The organism is Lutimonas halocynthiae, assembly GCF_030409835.1.
Classification (GTDB): Bacteria; Bacteroidota; Bacteroidia; order Flavobacteriales; family Flavobacteriaceae; genus Lutimonas; species Lutimonas halocynthiae.
On sequence record NZ_JAUFQO010000016.1, the window covers coordinates 81,961 to 98,668 of the forward strand.

At 37.0% G+C, this 16,708-nt stretch carries 14 protein-coding genes; all 14 read right to left on the reverse strand.

From position 1 onward, the window contains the following. Position 1: 1 nt before the first annotated feature. Positions 2 to 760, reverse strand: coding sequence for a Rossmann-like and DUF2520 domain-containing protein (locus QWY87_RS13300; RefSeq protein WP_290292016.1), 759 nt, complete (start codon positions 758 to 760; stop codon positions 2 to 4). A gap of 165 nt (positions 761 to 925) precedes the next feature. Then, positions 926 to 3,652, reverse strand: coding sequence for a pyruvate, phosphate dikinase (gene ppdK, locus QWY87_RS13305; RefSeq protein ID WP_290292018.1), 2,727 nt, complete (start codon positions 3,650 to 3,652; stop codon positions 926 to 928). A 158-nt stretch (positions 3,653 to 3,810) separates the two neighbouring features. Then, complete coding sequence (locus QWY87_RS13310) at positions 3,811 to 5,139, reverse strand: TolC family protein (RefSeq protein ID WP_290292021.1); 1,329 nt, start codon at positions 5,137 to 5,139, stop codon at positions 3,811 to 3,813. Continuing rightward, positions 5,126 to 8,308: an efflux RND transporter permease subunit gene (locus tag QWY87_RS13315; RefSeq protein WP_290292023.1), complete on the reverse strand. Its 3,183-nt coding sequence runs from the start codon at positions 8,306 to 8,308 to the stop codon at positions 5,126 to 5,128. Before QWY87_RS13315 ends, QWY87_RS13310 begins: the two co-directional genes overlap by 14 nt. A 20-nt stretch (positions 8,309 to 8,328) precedes the next feature. Then, positions 8,329 to 9,450, reverse strand: coding sequence for an efflux RND transporter periplasmic adaptor subunit (locus QWY87_RS13320; RefSeq protein WP_290292024.1), 1,122 nt, complete (start codon positions 9,448 to 9,450; stop codon positions 8,329 to 8,331). A gap of 5 nt (positions 9,451 to 9,455) precedes the next feature. Continuing rightward, on the reverse strand, positions 9,456 to 9,932 hold the full coding sequence (locus QWY87_RS13325; protein ID WP_290292027.1) for a MarR family winged helix-turn-helix transcriptional regulator: 477 nt from the start codon (positions 9,930 to 9,932) through the stop codon (positions 9,456 to 9,458). Positions 9,933 to 10,096: 164 nt separating this feature from the next. Next, entirely contained in the window at positions 10,097 to 10,495 is a 399-nt protein-coding gene (locus tag QWY87_RS13330; RefSeq protein ID WP_290292030.1) for a c-type cytochrome, read from the reverse strand. 11 nt (positions 10,496 to 10,506) lie between these two features. After that, entirely contained in the window at positions 10,507 to 11,376 is an 870-nt protein-coding gene (locus QWY87_RS13335) for a hypothetical protein (protein ID WP_290292032.1), read from the reverse strand. Further along, positions 11,373 to 12,689 (reverse strand): NrfD/PsrC family molybdoenzyme membrane anchor subunit, encoded by a 1,317-nt coding sequence (gene nrfD, locus QWY87_RS13340; RefSeq protein ID WP_290292033.1) that lies wholly within the window; start codon positions 12,687 to 12,689, stop codon positions 11,373 to 11,375. The genes QWY87_RS13335 and nrfD overlap by 4 nt, the downstream gene beginning before the upstream one ends. Before the next feature lie 2 nt (positions 12,690 to 12,691). Further along, complete coding sequence (locus QWY87_RS13345; protein ID WP_290292035.1) at positions 12,692 to 13,669, reverse strand: 4Fe-4S dicluster domain-containing protein; 978 nt, start codon at positions 13,667 to 13,669, stop codon at positions 12,692 to 12,694. A gap of 18 nt (positions 13,670 to 13,687) precedes the next feature. Further along, a complete protein-coding gene (locus QWY87_RS13350) occupies positions 13,688 to 13,936 on the reverse strand; it encodes a hypothetical protein (RefSeq protein WP_290292037.1) in 249 nt (82 codons plus the stop codon). A 24-nt stretch (positions 13,937 to 13,960) separates the two neighbouring features. Continuing rightward, a complete protein-coding gene (locus tag QWY87_RS13355; RefSeq protein ID WP_290292039.1) occupies positions 13,961 to 14,881 on the reverse strand; it encodes a DUF5777 family beta-barrel protein in 921 nt (306 codons plus the stop codon). Positions 14,882 to 14,898: 17 nt separating this feature from the next. Continuing rightward, positions 14,899 to 15,297, reverse strand: coding sequence for a hypothetical protein (locus tag QWY87_RS13360; protein WP_290292042.1), 399 nt, complete (start codon positions 15,295 to 15,297; stop codon positions 14,899 to 14,901). A 78-nt stretch (positions 15,298 to 15,375) separates the two neighbouring features. Further along, positions 15,376 to 16,623: an ethylbenzene dehydrogenase-related protein gene (locus QWY87_RS13365; RefSeq protein WP_290292044.1), complete on the reverse strand. Its 1,248-nt coding sequence runs from the start codon at positions 16,621 to 16,623 to the stop codon at positions 15,376 to 15,378. Positions 16,624 to 16,708: the final 85 nt, after the last annotated feature.

Sequence of the window (16,708 nt, forward strand, 5' to 3'; positions counted from 1 at the left end):
ATTATTCTCTTTTGTATGCATTGCTAATAGCAAGCGATAATAGCTTATAGATTTCTTTTTGCTGCCCTTTGAGCTGATTTAGGTGTTTCTCTATCACATCCTGATCATGTCTTCTGGCAGGCCCCGTTTGGGCATCCATGGGCTGCAGATATTGTACCTTTCTTCCTGTTTCCAGGATTAAAGGTCTTAAAATTTCAAATGGAATTTCATGTTCCTTGCAAATATCTTCAGTACAGGTAAACATGAAGTTGCTAAAATTATTGGCAAAAACAGCCGCGACATGAAGTTTCTCTCTTTTAGCTGAATCCAATTCAAAGACATGATGGCTTAATTCAGTGGCTAATTTTTGTAGTAATTCTTGATCTTCGATCGTTTCAGTTTCTATTGCAAATGGAACATCCTTTAGATCAATTTTTTGATCTATAGATAAGGATTGAACAGGGTAAAGGACACCTCTTCTGAACCTTGAATCAAGTACATTCAGTTCCATGGCACCAGATGTGTGAACTAAGAGTCCTTTTATATGTTCGAGTGATCTGCAAACCGTGGCAATCGCTTCATCCTTTATGGCGAGAATATAGATATCTGCTGATTTGATCTCATGTAGATCCGTTGTGTGAGGAATTGAGCTGTCAAAAAGTTGTGCATTAGAATTTTTCCGACTATAGCGTTGAACAAGTTCAACATTGTTTGTTGATTTCATTGCTAGTGCTAAATGATAAGCAACATTTCCAGAGCCGAGTAATACAACTTTGATCATATAGCGAATATACAGAGTTAAAGCTTGAAATAAAAAGTATTTTATGGCCTTTCAGTTCTCTAAGAAGAACATCATGATCAGTTTAGATGACTCTGGTGTTTTTAATTCAAAAAAGGGACAAATAAATTTGTCCCTTTTTCACAATTAACTCTAACAAAAATAATATCAAGAAGCCTTAATCTGAGCCTGAGCTGCAGATAAACGCGCAATTGGTACTCTAAATGGAGAACAACTTACATAATCTAAGTTGGTATTATAACAGAACTCAATAGAACTAGGTTCACCTCCATGTTCACCACAAATACCTACCTTAAGGTTGGGTTTTGTGCTTCTACCTCTTTCTGTTCCGAGTTCAACTAATTGACCCACACCTTCTTGGTCAAGGGCTTCAAAAGGATCTACTTTTAAGATTCCTTTTTCTATATAAATTGGTAAAAATTTACCAGCATCATCACGTGAGTATCCAAAGGCCATCTGGGTTAAATCATTTGTTCCAAATGAGAAGAACTCAGCGCGTTGTGCGATCAAATTCGCTGTTAAGGCAGCTCTCGGAATCTCGATCATGGTACCTACTAAAAATTCGATGGTATCATTTCTTTCTTCAAACACCTTTTTGGCTGTAGTTCTAATGATTTCTTCCTGGCTTACAAATTCAGCCAAAGTACCGATCAATGGAACCATAATTTCAGGTTTCGCTTCTATCCCTTTTTCTTTAAGGTTTAAAGCAGCCTCAATAATGGCTCTTGTTTGCATTTCAGTAATCTCTGGATAAGTAATCCCTAGTCTACATCCTCTATGACCCAACATTGGGTTAAACTCTTCTAGTTCAACTATTTTAGCTTTTACAGCGTCTAAAGAAATATGCATTTCTTCTGCCAATTCCTTTTGATGTGCCAATTGGTGAGGAACAAACTCATGTAATGGCGGATCTAGTAATCGAACAGTCACTGGCAAACCTTCCATAGCTTCAAAGATTCCTTCAAAATCTTCACGTTGCATTGGTAATAATTGTTCAAGGGCTTCTTTTCTTCCTTTAACCGTTTCTGCTAATATCATTTCACGCATCGCTTTGATACGATCCACTTCAAAGAACATGTGCTCTGTTCTGGTTAGCCCAATTCCTTGAGCGCCAAATCTTCGCGCAACTTTCGCATCCTTAGGCGAGTCGGCATTGGTTCTTACTTTCATTTTAGAATATTTGGCTGATAATTCCATGATCTCAGCAAATTCTCCACTTAATTCTGGTTCAATAGTAGCAACTTTTCCCTCAATGATGTTACCTGTTGATCCATTTAAAGAAATCCAGTCACCTTCATGATATTCATGCCCGTCGACAACTAGTGTACGCTTCTTATAGTTTATTTTTAATGCTCCGGCACCTGAAACACAACATTTACCCATACCTCTGGCAACAACAGCTGCGTGAGAAGTCATCCCTCCACGAGCAGTAAGGATACCTTTGGCAATATTCATTCCCTCTAAATCTTCCGGAGAAGTTTCAATTCGTGTTAAAATGGTGTTTTTGTATTTGTTTGCTTCGTCAGCAAAGAATACAATCTGACCTGTTGCAGCACCAGGTGATGCTGGTAAACCTTGCGCGATTACATTCGCTTTTTTTAAGGCTTTAGGGTTAAAAACAGGGTGTAATAATTCGTCTAATTTATTAGGTTCAATTCTTAGTAGTGCTTCTTTCTCATCTATTGAGCCTTCTTTTAGTTTGTCAATGGCAATTTTCACCATGGCAGCACCTGTACGTTTACCATTTCGAGTTTGTAAAATCCAAAGTTTACCGTCTTGCATGGTGAACTCCATGTCTTGCATGTCTTTGTAATGGTCTTCCAGTTTTTGCTGATACTCATTTAATTCATTATAAATGGCAGGCATTAACTCTTCCAATGAAGGATAATTTTTAAACCTGTCTTCTTCTTCAACTTTTGCTAATTCAGCCCATCTTAGAGAACCTAGTTTTGTGATTTGTTGCGGTGTTCTTGTTCCGGCAACAACGTCTTCACCTTGGGCGTTAATTAAATACTCTCCATTGAAAACATCTTCTCCGGTTCCGGCATCTCTTGTAAAGCAAACACCTGTTCCTGAATTGTCACCCATATTTCCATATACCATGGCCTGAACATTTACAGCTGTTCCCCAGTTTGCAGGATAACCATGCATGTTTCTATAATAAACGGCTCTATCACCATTCCAGCTATCAAAAACAGCAACCACTGCTCCCCATAATTGATCCCATGGATTTGTTGGGAAATCATGGCCAGTACGTTTTTTTACGGCATCTTTAAAATCATATACAAGGTCTTTCAAATCTTGTATGCTAAACTCTGTATCAAGTTCAATATCTCTTTTATGCTTTAAGGCTTCCATGATTTCTTCAAAAGGATCAATATCCTCTTTTGACTCAGGTTTCATCCCTAAAACAACATCTCCATACATTTGTATAAAACGACGGTATGAATCCCATGCAAAGCGCTCATTTCCGGTTTTTTCGGCTAATCCAATAACCACTTCATCATTTAATCCAAGATTTAATACGGTATCCATCATTCCTGGCATCGATACTCTTGCTCCGGATCTTACGGATATCAACAAAGGATTCTCTTGATCACCAAAAGTAGAGCCCATAATAGATTCAACATTTTTGATTGCTTCTTCAACATCAGCTCTGATCATTTCGACAGTTTCCTCCTGACCTACTTCATTGTATTTCGTACAGACTTCTGTAGTAATAGTGAAACCAGCAGGCACTGGTATACCCAGTAAACTCATTTCAGCAAGGTTCGCTCCTTTACCACCAAGTAGGTTTTTCATTTTGGTATTCCCATCGGCGGTTTTATTGCCAAATTTGTATACATTCATTTTAACATCTTGTATTGTCTCCATTTCTCGTATTTTTGATGATTATTAATTGAGTACCAAAAATAATCATCATTGGAGTCCTAGATTATGATATAAATCATACCAAACCCTTGTGTAAGAATTGTTACAAAAAAAAAGAGATGATCCGCAGACCATCTCTTTTCAATCGATATGTAACTTGTTTAGTAATTGGCTCCAATGAGCTTTCCGCCCAGTTGTAACAGCCTTAATTCTGCAACTTTTGCAGTATATTTAGCTTGATTATAACTATTCACAGCACTCAATAAATTGACCTGAGCTAATCTGAATTCTACAGTGATAATCTGACCCAATCTATACTGTTCCTGACTTCGTTCAAAATTTCTTTTATTCGTTTCTACATTCTTCTCTTCTGCACTTAGAATAAACAATGAATTCTGATAGGTTTCCCAAGCATTGGCAACATTCCTTTCAAGGTCTTTTTCAATGAATTGTTTTTCTATATTGCTATTGTCAATGGCAATTTTGGCATTCTGTACGCGTGTTTTAGTAAGACCTCCGTCAAATATGTTCCAAGACACACTAACGCCACCAACTATTCCTACAGAAGTATTTGACGCTAATGAAAAAGGGTTACTTATGTTAGAATCCGTATTCGAATCTCTCCAATTATAAGCACCATTGACACCAACATTAGGTACCCAGGATGATTTATTGATTTTTAAGTCATAATCACTCAAGGTAACATTTTTTTCAGCTTGTAATAAAAAGGTGTTATTGATTTTTGCAGACTGCATCATGTTATCGTAGGTAAGATCAATCGCGTAAGAAACTGTTGTGTCAACTGCAAAATCAACATTCACATCTCGGCCTAGAATTACATTCAAGTCACGCTTGGCATTGGCCAATTCTCTTTGAATGTTTAACAGGTTAATACTGTCTTGGTTAACGTTTACTTCTGAATTCAATACGTCAAGCTGTGTTTTTTGACCATATTGATAACCGTATTGCTCCCTTAACAATTGACTTTTCGAGATATCTAAAGACTGTTGCAGGTTGTTTTTATTTTCAGTCAATCTCGCCACATCATAATAGGAGATGAGCAGCTCAAGTAAGGTGTTTTCAATTACCTGTCTTACCCTGATTTCAGAGATGTTGTATTGTTCCTGGAGCTTCTTATAATTGTATTTCCTACCAAAACCGTCAAATAATAAATAGTCAACACCAACGGTAGCCGTATACGTATTCGTCGTATTTTCAATATCATCCTGGCTATCTCCATTCTGGAATTCTATTTCACTTTCCTGATTTTGGTAATCAGCACCACCAGAAGCAAAAACGGATGGCAAATAGCCACTATTGTATATACTCGAACTGTTTTTAGCCGCTTCAAGATCATTGTTTGACACTTTAATGTCAAAGTTGTTTTCCAAGGCAATGCCAACTGCTCCTTGTTTTTCAAGCAAGTCTTGCGCATTCATTGAAAATCCAAGTATTAATATTACAATACTTAAAAATTTATTCTGTATCATTTTCTTCAAGTTTTAATTCTTTTACAGCACGTGTTACTTCTTCTTTAGTCACCATTTTTCCGGTAATCAACCATTTAATCCTAACAGTTAAACTGTTGTTTATTGACAATAGTAAGGGTAACATTAACAAGGTTAAAAAAGTAGCCATAATAATACCATATGATATAGAAATGGCCATCGGTTTTAGAAATTGAGCCTGTCTGCTTTTTTCTAATAGCAAAGGCATTAAACCAGCAACTGTTGTTAGAGAAGTTAGAAAAATAGCTCTAAACCTTGACTTTCCTGCCTGGAACAAAGCTTCATTGAAATCCATTCCCTCCTTAAGATAGGTGTTGAATTTTCCAACCAAGACCAGACCATCATTTACCATAATTCCGATAAGAGCGATGATACCTAACCAAGATAAAATATTGATAGAAAATCCATGAATATAATGTCCCCATACAATACCTATCAAACTAAAAGGCACCATAATCAACAATAAAAACGGTTGACTATACGACCTAAAAGTAAAGGCGATAACACAATAGATTAAGACCAATACAATACCCCCAACCTTGGTGGCAGAATTGATTGTTTTGGCAGCTTCTCTATTTTGACCTTCAAAACTGGGTTGTACGGTAGGATATTTTGCTAGGATCTTCGGAAGTATATTATTCTTTATATCTGCCATGACATCACTGGCACTTTCCTTAGGATTTGACATGTCAGCTGTAATTTGAATTTCTCTTCTACCTTCTAAATGATTGATCGCTACATCACCACGAGCAATATCATAAGTAGCAATTTCTGAAAAAGGGACTTTAGTACCCATTGGAGTAGAAATCCACATATCATCAAGATTCCTGATCGATGACCTGTCTTCTTTCTCATATCTTACCCAAACTTTGATCTCATCCTGGCCTCTTTGAAAACGTTGTGCCTGAAAACCAAAGAACCCTGAACGCACTTGATTCATAACAGTTTGTAAGGTAAGGCCAAGGATATAGGCGTCTTTTTTTAACTTAATACGAACCTCCTTTATTCCTGCAGGATCTGTGTCAGAGACGTCTTTCAGAATAGGGTTACTTGTCATTTCATTTTTTAATTCGGTTTTCGCGGCTTTGAGCTCTTCAATATTATTTCCTAACAATGAAACAGCCACCGGACTTCCACCAAAATTCATTCCTGAACCAAAAGTCAGACTTTCGGCACCATAAATTACACCCGCTTCTTCTCGAATCGCATTAGTGATTTCACCAGAGGCAAAATCTCTAAATTCTCCTGGTAGAAGGTTAATGGTCAATCTGGCGTTACTTGATCCAGGGCCTATTCTTTTTATAATGTTTTCAACTACAGGAACATTACCTGTTTGATTCTCGGTATATTTATCGGCAACACGCCATGCGGCGGCTTCAATATTTGATATAATAGAGTCTGTGATGCGTTCATTGGTTCCTTGAGGCATGGCAAGATTAATGTCAACACGATCACTGGCCATATTTGGGAAAAATGAAGTGCGAACTACCTTACTTGAAATACCTCCAATAGAAAAAATCAATAGTGCAAACGGAATGGCAAGCCCTAAAAACCGGTTCTTTAAGAAGAATTTTAGGTATGGGCCATATAGCCTGTCTCTACAAAAAACAAGGAATTGATCAGCCTTTGCATTCACCTGATTGAATATATAAAATAATCCGGAAGTCGGTTTTTTACGACCTCTTACCAATGCTTTTGAATGTGCAATATGCGCAGGTAAAATGATAAGCGCTTCAACCAAGGATACTGCCAAGGTAAGTATAACCACTGTTGATACTTCCTTAAAGAAATCGCCTATTCCTCCATCTAAAAAGAAAAATATAGAAAAGGCAAGCATCGTTGTCAGGATAGCAGAAATAATAGGGGGAATCACCTCTAGGGTTCCGTCAATTGCTGCCTGAACAGGGGATTTTCCCTTTTCATAATGGTGGTAAATGTTTTCACCAATTACAATTCCATCATCAACCAAAATACCGATTACAATGATCATCCCAAACAGGGATAAAACATTAATAGTCACCCCAAGATTTGCAGCAAAAATAAACATCCCTAAAAAAGCAATTGGCAACCCTGCAGCTACCCAAAAGGCAAGCCTTACATTTAGAAATAACGAAAGAAACAGCAATACCAGAAGTATTCCAACCACTGCATTTTCGGTTAATAAATCAGTTCTTTCTTTTAAAACTACAGAACGGTCACTCGCTACATTTAGCTGCACATTATCATGCTGCCCGTTAAATTTTTCTATATACTTATTGATCACATCTGCAGAGGCGATCATGTCTTCACTGTTGGTATTACTCACCTGTATGCTAATTGCCACCTCATCGTTGAAAAAGAGTCTGTCTGGGTTTTCGTTCCATCGGTCTCTCACTGTAGCGACATCTTTTAGATAGATAACGTTACCTGATTCATCCGCTTTTACAATAATATTTGTGAGATCATCACCGTAGTATTTACGGTTTCTTGCCCGTATTAAGTAATCTTCATAGTCAGTTTTAATATTACCACCTGAGATCAATAAGTTTGATCCTTGCACGGCCTGGGCCACATCTGCAAATGTCAGGTCAAAGGCCCTCAGGTCAATTTCACGCACGGCAATTTCAATCTCCTCATCCGGAAAACCGGTTAAGGATATTTGTGAAATGCCAGGCATAGCTCTTAAATCGTTTTCAACGTCTCTTGCGTATTGTTTCAAAGTAGTTAAAGGCAGATCAGTTCCACTTACCGTAAAATTAATGGTTGGCGCTATAGATTCAATTTTGGCAATTACCGGAGGTTCCATCCCTGATGGGAATGATGGCACCCGATCTACAGCATTTTTTACATCTGCCAATATCACATCAATATCAGAATCAACAATGGTCTCTATACTGATGCTGGCTGAATTTTCTCTTGAGACTGACGTGACCCTGTCAATACCTACTATTCCTTTTAAATTGTCTTCAATTTTAAGGATAATTCCTTCCTCCATTTCTTGAGGAGAAGCACCTGGATATACTACAGAAATGCTGATGAAACGCGAGTCAGTTAATGGGAAAAAAGATGACTTCATCGATTTAGTCCCTAAGTAACCAAAAATAACCACTGCTAGGATAATTACATTAACAGCAACATGATATTTAATAAAATAGGATATAATTTTTTTCATAATCTACGTAAGGAACTTATTTATTTGCGAGGGTTTGAACCATATAATGAAACTTTCATTCCAGGATAGGCACCCGGAACGGCTCTGCTTAATACAGGTGTTCCATCTTCTAATCCCTTTACAACAACAGTTTTGTCATTAAAATAAACAGGGTTGACTTTTACAAGTTCAATAATACTGTCTCTAAAAACATAAACACTTTCATTATTAACTAATAGTTTACGAGGCATTTCAAAAGCATCCTGTTCAGCTTTGGCAACTAAATGTGCTTCTAAATAAATCCCTTCTTTTAAATCCTTACCTTCTACTTGAATATAGGCTTTAACTGTTTGAGAAGCTTGATCAACGCGTCCGTTTACACGTGCGATTTTACCTTTCCAAGATTGATTTGTATCCCTGCTACTTACCTCTACGGCACTGCCTTTTTGCAGTAGATCCATATATTTCGCATTGATAGCCACTTCCATTTCGTAAACCTTAGGGTTTATAAACTCTCCAAGTTTTTGACCTGATCTGATCAAGGAACCTGGATTTACGAGAGCGTCAGTTAGAATCCCATCATATGGTGCACGAATGGTGTATTTGGTCAATCGAACTTCCATATTTTTTACATTATAAAATGTGGTGTAAATATTTCTTCCCGAAATAAAGAACTTTTCCTTTTCAGAATTTATTTCTGGCAACTTTGGAGTAGGTTTTTCAAAATCAAAATCTCTGAGATATTGCTGCCATTTTTCATATTGTTCTGGATAATCCAATCGTATATCAGGCATGATAGAAGTGATCGAATTGTAAAGGTTACTTTTCTGAGCCTGTAAATTAGCGTAATGTTCTTCACTATTTAACTTAAGAATCACTTCTCCTTTGCGGTAAGAGTTTCCAGGACGAAATTCTTTGGATGAAGGCTGTAATACGCCTTGAACCTCAGAGAATATCTCGATTTTATTCTTGGCTACTAAATTACCATTAGCAGTAATGGTTATCGGAACTGTCCCGTTTTTAACTTCTTCCACGAAAACTGTTTTTACTATTTTCACAGGAGCTTTTTCTGGCTTTTTGTTTAGGATACCCATTACTTTCACTAGCCAAACGGCTAAGACAATCAAAAGAATTCCCAGTACAATATTGATATACTTTCTCATTATAATTAGTGGTTAATTTTTGTTTTTAATTTGATGTTATGCTGTATTATTTTCAAAGCGTTTTGAACTGTAAGCAGGTCTTCTTGAGGTATACCTTTCTGAAGATCTTCAATAATTTTTAAAAAAACAGGGTAGGATTCATCCCATGTTTGTTTACCAAAAGGGGTAAGGAACACATGATTGATTCTCATATCACTTTCAGAAACCTGACGACGTACAAATCCCTTTTTCTCCATAGTATGGATCAATCTTGTAAGTGCTGTTTTTGAACGATTGGTAATAAAGGCGAGGTCGTTTTGTTTTTTACCATCTTTTTCATCAAGGTGTTTTAAGACGATAAACTGTTCTTTGGAAATATTTATACCATGACTCTTCATATAGTCAGCTATATAATAATCCATAAACTTGGCGGTTTTGCCAATCCAGGGAATTAGTGTAATAGTGTCAGGAGTAGTTTTGGTCAAATCATAAATTTTTGCCAAAAATACAAATAAAGAGAATTTAGTTGCATATGCAACTATGTTAATTTTTTCATAAAAAAGTAAAACAACTGTAGGGTAGAGGTTTAAAAAAAAATGAAAGACTTTCAAAAAAAAAACCACCCGTTACATAACGGATGGTTTTTTATTTTATAATTGTAAATTGATTATTCTGCCAGCGTTCTCATATAATTCACAATCAGCCATCTGTCTTCATCATCTGGCATTTTTTTTGTGTATTCCGGCATGTCTTCTCTACCAAACGTAGTTTTATAAAACAAAGCTCCGTCAGACTGCGCCTGAAATTCTTCAGATGAGAAATCTCCAAGATCTCCTTCTACCTCATTTGCTTTTTTACCATCTCCATATCCTTCTTTACCATGACAAGATTGACAATGTTTGGAGTATAGTGATTTTCCAATACTAAGATCTTCTTCCGGATCAGTTGGATTTTTCATATTCTGATATTTGTCTGGCACTACCCATTCGTCTTGCAATATCCCACTAAAGGACAGCATTGCAAGTGATATTATTACTAAAAAAAGTAAGTTTTTCAAATTTTTCATGTTCGTTTGATTTAAGATTTAAAGATTCTGACTAAGTTAATAAATAAATAAATAAAAATACCCCAAACCACGAAGATAAAGGAAAAGGTCAATGTCAATAAAAAGATGGGTGTTTTCCCCCTTGGAGACCACATGGTTCTCTGGTCATAGGTGGATTCATCTACAATGACAGTTCCAATAGGAGCAACTACGCTAGCTATAACAGTTCCGTAATCGTCACTTTCGTTTAGTACAACCTCCAATTTTAAATTTCCATCAACTCCTGGTATACCGTCTTCAATAGCCACTTCAATTTCGCCATTTTCATCTGTCTCAAAAGATGTGTCTCCAATGCGAAGTGGTCTGAATAACCTATCAACTCTAACATCAAGTGCAGCCTCTGCAACGCTGCTGTCTGTCATCACATCCAGAAGTTTTGCACTCACATAATTGATACTGTCTTTTACAATCCAGTTGGCCTTTATACTGGCTTTTCTGAAACTGACGCTTCTTGAAGCTTTTTTAAATGCATCGTTACCTGGAAAACTTACAGATAAATTATAAATTCCGGTGCTATCAGCTTCTAGAGAGTTAAAGTTTTCAATCTTAAATTTACTTATGCCTGATCCGTCTGTGGTAGTTTTACCAAGCTCAATTTCTTGATCATTGAGCTCTTGATAGATCGTTAATTCTATATTCGAAACTTCAACCGTCTTTTTATTGATTCTTGCCGAAGCTTTGATATTCAAATATTTTTCTCCACCAATGATGTTTACCAGATCAGCATTGATTCTTGCCTTGTTCTTTTTTGCCTGAGCAAATAAACTGCTATTTATCGTTGAAAACTGGAAAGAGACAACGATCAGTAAAAAAACAAAAGATGTAATGTTCCAATTTTTCATGATCCACTTTTTTGATCGTTATTATCTGATTCTTGTTCGTCAATACTTCTTTGTATGGCAACCACCGGAAGGTATCGTACCAAAAGAGTAAGAATTAATAGCGCTGTCGCAAGGTTACTCGCTGTGATAAGCCATTCGTGTATACTTGGAAAGTAATGCCTCCACGATTCAGGTACACCTTGTATAGGTAAATAAGGATGCAGCAAGGTAGGTGTCACAATTATATAACGTTTCCACCAAGAGGCAACAATAACAAGTAAACCTATCCAAAACATGGCAATTGGTGATCTTCCTTTTTTAAAGAGAAGCAATATTACCGGGATAATTAACCCGCCAATGGTAACAAACCAAAAGATGGTAGAGTAGTGCCCCGTAAAAAGTGTTTCCAAATGTACTTCTTCGTTAACTGTTGATGCATAGGCAGGCATGAGGTATTCATTGGCATTGAAATACAAATAGATTAAACAGGCCAGGGCTAAAAATTTACCCATTTTATCAAAATGATAGTCTGTAATATATTCTTCAAGTCCTTTGACTTTTCTGACCATATAAATTGTGACAACTAGTGTTGCAACCCCGGCAACAAAAGCACCTGAAATAAAGTAAGGTCCAAAATTGGTGCTATTCCAGCCAATTCTGTAGGTTGATGAAAACAGCCAGGCATCAATTGTTTGCAATATTAGTCCTAATGGTAGCACTAGTATAGCGATGATCTTTATTGACTTTTGCTGAATTGCTTTTTGGGCCACACTTCCTGTCCAGTTCAGTGATAGCTTTCCGTACCATTTGCTCAAGCGAGGATTATCCTTACTATATAATTTTTTTAATATGGCGAGATCCGGAAGCAGCGGAAAGTATAACAGAAAGAAAATAGCCACTAAATACGTAGGAATGATAATAACATCCCAGGTAATTGGTGATTGAAATCTTGCGTGAATTATAGTGTACAAAGCCCGGTCAGGTCGACCCAGATCAATAATAATGGTGATGCCGGCCATGATAATAGCTGCTAAAGAAATAATTTCAGCTATTCGTACCAATGGTGTTCTCCAGTGGTTTTTGGTCAGTCTTAAAATGGCCACCGTGGCCGCTCCCACAAAACTTGTTGCGATAAAGAACACAAAATTGGAAATATAAATACCCCATAAGGCATAATCGTTTAAACTAGTAACCTGAAGTCCTTTTCTGATTTGATCGACATAAGCCAGCATTCCTGCTACTATAATAATCAAAAGAAGTCCTAACCAAATTTTCTCTGGTTTGGTGAATTTTTTAGGAGCTAAATCTTTTATGAATTGTTCGCGTGATTTCATAATTATTCAGGTTTTGCAACAGATTCATATTCAGTATAATTTTCAAGACCATCTTTGAAGTCAACCAGTCTGTCAGTTGGAGGTAGGTAATAAACGCTGGGTTGTGTTCCCAGGTCTTCCATAAACCTGTAACCAGCTTTATCTTCAAGAAGTTTGCTTAATCGCAGCGTCTCATCTCCGTTAGTCACAGTGTCTTCATATTTGTCTCCAAAATAGAAAACTCCATTAGGACATGCAGTCACACAGTGAGGCAGTTCATTGTTTTTAATGGCATGAGGACAAAAATCACATTTGTCAACAGTACCCATTTTACTTGGTGCACCTGCATGTTCAGGTGTAGGACTGTGATGTGACATATCATGTTCCATGTTGAGGTATATCTCTCCCTGATCAGGTTCACTCCAGTTAAATACTCTGATGGAATAAGGACAAGCAGCCATACAAAATCTACAGCCAATACATCTCTCATTATCGATAAGTACTAAACCATCTCTTCTTTTAAAAGTAGCGTCAACAGGGCAAACCGTAACACAGGCAGGTTCGTCACAATGTTGACAGGTTACTGGCATCCAATAAGGTGAAGTCGTCTCAGATTCCTGCATGTTATAGATTTTAATCCATGCATTATCCCCCGTGACATAATGGTGTTTATTACAGGCGCTTTGACAGGCCAGCGCATTTTTACATTTAGCTAGGTCAACAACCATTACGAATTTTCTGTTTGGAATACCTTCCCTGACATTGTATTTTTCATCAGGATCTGTCTTGTGCATTACTTCCTGCACTTCAGAAGAATCAACTTCGATAATGTTTCCGTCGGTATCCATGAGCTCCATTTTTTCATGGGAGCTATGATTTGGTTTAGCTGATATTTCTTCGGCTAGTTTGCTGATGCCTAAGCCGCCTAGTGCGGTAGCAAAGCCTAATTTCAACCCTTTGTCAAGAAATTTTCTTCTGGCATTTTTATTGGATTCTTGCATAATACAAATGATTTGAAATTAGACTTTTTTACCTGTCCATTTTAAAAAGGTGGAATTTGAAATGTTTTTCTTGACAACTTTTGATTGTTTAAGAGTACTTTTCTTCACCTTTACAGAAGTACCGTCTGGCTTCAGAAGAATTTGATAGTCATCTTCATTGATCTGATCCGGCTCGTCATTTTGAGCTTTTCCTATAAAAGGAATCAATAAACTACTTCCAATAATTGGAAAGAATCCTCTTCTGGTAAATTTATCTTTACTTGCCATAACAAAACGGTAGATTTCGATTAATTAAAAGTTATAAATTCTTGTAATGTTAAATCCTAAAAGAATATCTCCATCGAAGAAATCGTTTTGGTTCCACATGTAGTTCTCCTGAGGAAGAATACCCCAGTAATTACTTATAAACAATTGAAAAGCGTGGCCCGATGTACCAAATTCAAATCCTAAACTAATTCCGGGATGTGGATTAACATTATCATATTCTATTTCTCCAGTATCGTTGTTTACAGACCCATAAAAGTTATCAAATTCTGTAATAGGTTGGCTGTAATCTACAATGATTGCAGTGTTAGGGCTGATCTTATATCTAGCTCCCAGTGAAAAGGCTACCATGTCATTTTTCATGTCAACATATACCGTATTATAATGAGAAAGACTCAAAGTTCCCTGAGCTGAAAACTCCGGTGTGAATCTCCTTGCCACAATCAATTGATGAAAATAAGATAATCTGTCTTGATGATAATTGATAGGTGGTTGCATGGTTGCAGTTTGAGCTCTGCCGTCATAGGCAATGTTACCGTAATAGGTCAAACTCAAAGGCATTTTTTCAGAACGTGTTTGTCTGAGTATCGCCACTTTTGCATTGAGGTCAAGGTATCTTCTGTATTTTTGGACACCTAAGCCTAAGGTTACTCTTTCGTGAACACCATAGGTTCCACCAAATCTAATATTGGCTGCACCCCAGATTCCACCCATATCATCCCAGCTCTCAATAATTCCAAATCTGTGCTCCATTTGTACTTCCAGAGCGTTTTTATTATTTACAACATTTGTAGGGTTATCAATGACGAATGAACTTTCAAAAGCCGGACGCTCTAGTTTTTCTTTTTTCTTAACAATTGTATCCTGTTGTACTTCCTCGCTGTCTTGTGCGGTTCCGATAAAGGGCACTACAAAAAGAACAAGTAGTATTATTATATAATTTTTCATGTCTATGTTCTTAAAGGTTAATTATCTTCGGCACCCTGGTCTATCCAGGCTTTTACTAAATCAGTTTGAGAAGCCGGCCATTTTGTATTAGGCGTCGGCATAGGCGAAACATTATCCGCATGAATCAGTGATAGATAAAGGATGCTGTTTCCAGAATCATTTGGTTCTACAAAACCGTTTAGAAGACTATCATATGAGTTGTCAGGTCTAAGATCTGGCGGAACACTACCTTGGTGGCATGCTACACATTGGCCCTCCCATAGCGGCATAATGTCATTGGAATACGACACAACCTCGGGAATCTCTCCACCACCACCACTACCATCATCAATGTCTTGAGGAAATGAATCATAATAACAGGAGTTTAAAAAGAGCCCCATGCTTACTAAAATGAATATTTTCAATATATTTTTCATGTTTTTGACTTTAAATTTTAAACAACCAGGTTTTAAATTAGAAGTGCAGATGTTGATCTGCACTTCCAGTTAAATTGATTATTCTATTGTCATGGTTAGGAAGTTTGACATTCCATGCCCAATGGCAGCATTATTAAATATGGCTAATCCAAAAGGCATTGATTGACCTACTACAAATTCTGCATCCATAGGATCACCAGTATTTAGTTCTCTTCTAATTTCTAATACCCAACCTGAACCTGTATGTTCAGCTAAAATGCGTACTTCTGATCTACCATCATTTCCTTGACCACCTGGGTTGATAATGACACTAGGCATTCTTTTAGGACCAAAACCTTGAGAGTAAGCAGAATCTCCATTAGGATCGATGCTTCCTCCTTCATAAGTCAGCACTCCATTCTCGGCTACTGCAGTAACAGCTTTTGCTGTCCCGTTGTCTATTTCTTCCTGGGTAATCCAGTAGTAATTTTCACGATCTGGAATAACATATTTAGGTCCACTGAGACCAGTTGCTTCATCTGTAAATTTCATTCCGGTACTATATGGAGAAATACCATCATCATTTTTTCTACCGTTTGCAGAAGCAAAACCTTCATCTTCTTCCCATTGTACAAAACCATCATCACATGCTTCTGCTAAGGCATGTCTGTCACGTTTCCAATGCCAGAAATCAGTGAATTCACCTTCGTTTTTCATGTAATGCCTTGTCACTTTATGACCTAGATCCTCAGAATCATCTAATAATTCTAAACCACCATGACAAGTAACAGTACAAGTACCTGTTGCAAATCCTTCAGGGTTGCCTATAGGAAACATCATACCAAACTTGTCTTCATAAAACTTATCGTTTTTATGATTTGCATATTTATTTTCTTGTTTCCATTTACTGGCAACTGAATCAAAATACCATGATTGTCTGTCTCTACTGTCAGTATCGTCATCCCATTCAAATAACAAGTATAAATATTCACCATCGTGACCACCTCTTAATGAGTACTGATAACCTTCTCCGGTAAAAGGGTCAAAAAGATCTGTAGGTTCCAAAGAAATATCGCCATTACTTGAACCATTTAGAGTGATAATTCTGTCACCTGCTTTAGTTACGGAGGCAATAGATTTTAGAGGTCTAGCTTCAGACCACACTTCATCTATTCCACCATCAAATTGAGGAGCGACGGAGAATTCTTTCACTAGTAAGGTGTCCATGCTATATGAAGGACTTTCACTGATGCCGCCATCTATACAAATGGGGTCATTGTCATGGGTACAATTGGCAAATAACAAGATCACCAAGAATAGCATTGAGCTTTTTATAATTGTTTTCATTTTTTAAAATTTTGCATTAGTATGTTGGCTTTGATCGATATTTCACCAAAGATTAATTTCATTAATAATTTCAGTTAACCTCCTA

What these genes read in the sequence shown, in the direction of transcription:
- QWY87_RS13335 (WP_290292032.1), bottom strand. Translation starts at nt 11,376, where the DNA reads ATGAAAAATTGGAACATTACATCTTTTGTTTTTTTACTGATCGTTGTC.
- QWY87_RS13365 (WP_290292044.1), bottom strand. Translation starts at nt 16,623, where the DNA reads ATGAAAACAATTATAAAAAGCTCAATGCTATTCTTGGTGATCTTGTTA.
- nrfD (WP_290292033.1), bottom strand. Translation starts at nt 12,689, where the DNA reads ATGAAATCACGCGAACAATTCATAAAAGATTTAGCTCCTAAAAAATTC.
- QWY87_RS13345 (WP_290292035.1), bottom strand. Translation starts at nt 13,669, where the DNA reads ATGCAAGAATCCAATAAAAATGCCAGAAGAAAATTTCTTGACAAAGGG.
- ppdK (WP_290292018.1), bottom strand. Translation starts at nt 3,652, where the DNA reads ATGGAGACAATACAAGATGTTAAAATGAATGTATACAAATTTGGCAAT.
- QWY87_RS13360 (WP_290292042.1), bottom strand. Translation starts at nt 15,297, where the DNA reads ATGAAAAATATATTGAAAATATTCATTTTAGTAAGCATGGGGCTCTTT.
- QWY87_RS13315 (WP_290292023.1), bottom strand. Translation starts at nt 8,308, where the DNA reads ATGAAAAAAATTATATCCTATTTTATTAAATATCATGTTGCTGTTAAT.
- QWY87_RS13300 (WP_290292016.1), bottom strand. Translation starts at nt 760, where the DNA reads ATGATCAAAGTTGTATTACTCGGCTCTGGAAATGTTGCTTATCATTTA.
- QWY87_RS13355 (WP_290292039.1), bottom strand. Translation starts at nt 14,881, where the DNA reads ATGAAAAATTATATAATAATACTACTTGTTCTTTTTGTAGTGCCCTTT.
- QWY87_RS13350 (WP_290292037.1), bottom strand. Translation starts at nt 13,936, where the DNA reads ATGGCAAGTAAAGATAAATTTACCAGAAGAGGATTCTTTCCAATTATT.
- QWY87_RS13330 (WP_290292030.1), bottom strand. Translation starts at nt 10,495, where the DNA reads ATGAAAAATTTGAAAAACTTACTTTTTTTAGTAATAATATCACTTGCA.
- QWY87_RS13310 (WP_290292021.1), bottom strand. Translation starts at nt 5,139, where the DNA reads ATGATACAGAATAAATTTTTAAGTATTGTAATATTAATACTTGGATTT.
- QWY87_RS13320 (WP_290292024.1), bottom strand. Translation starts at nt 9,450, where the DNA reads ATGAGAAAGTATATCAATATTGTACTGGGAATTCTTTTGATTGTCTTA.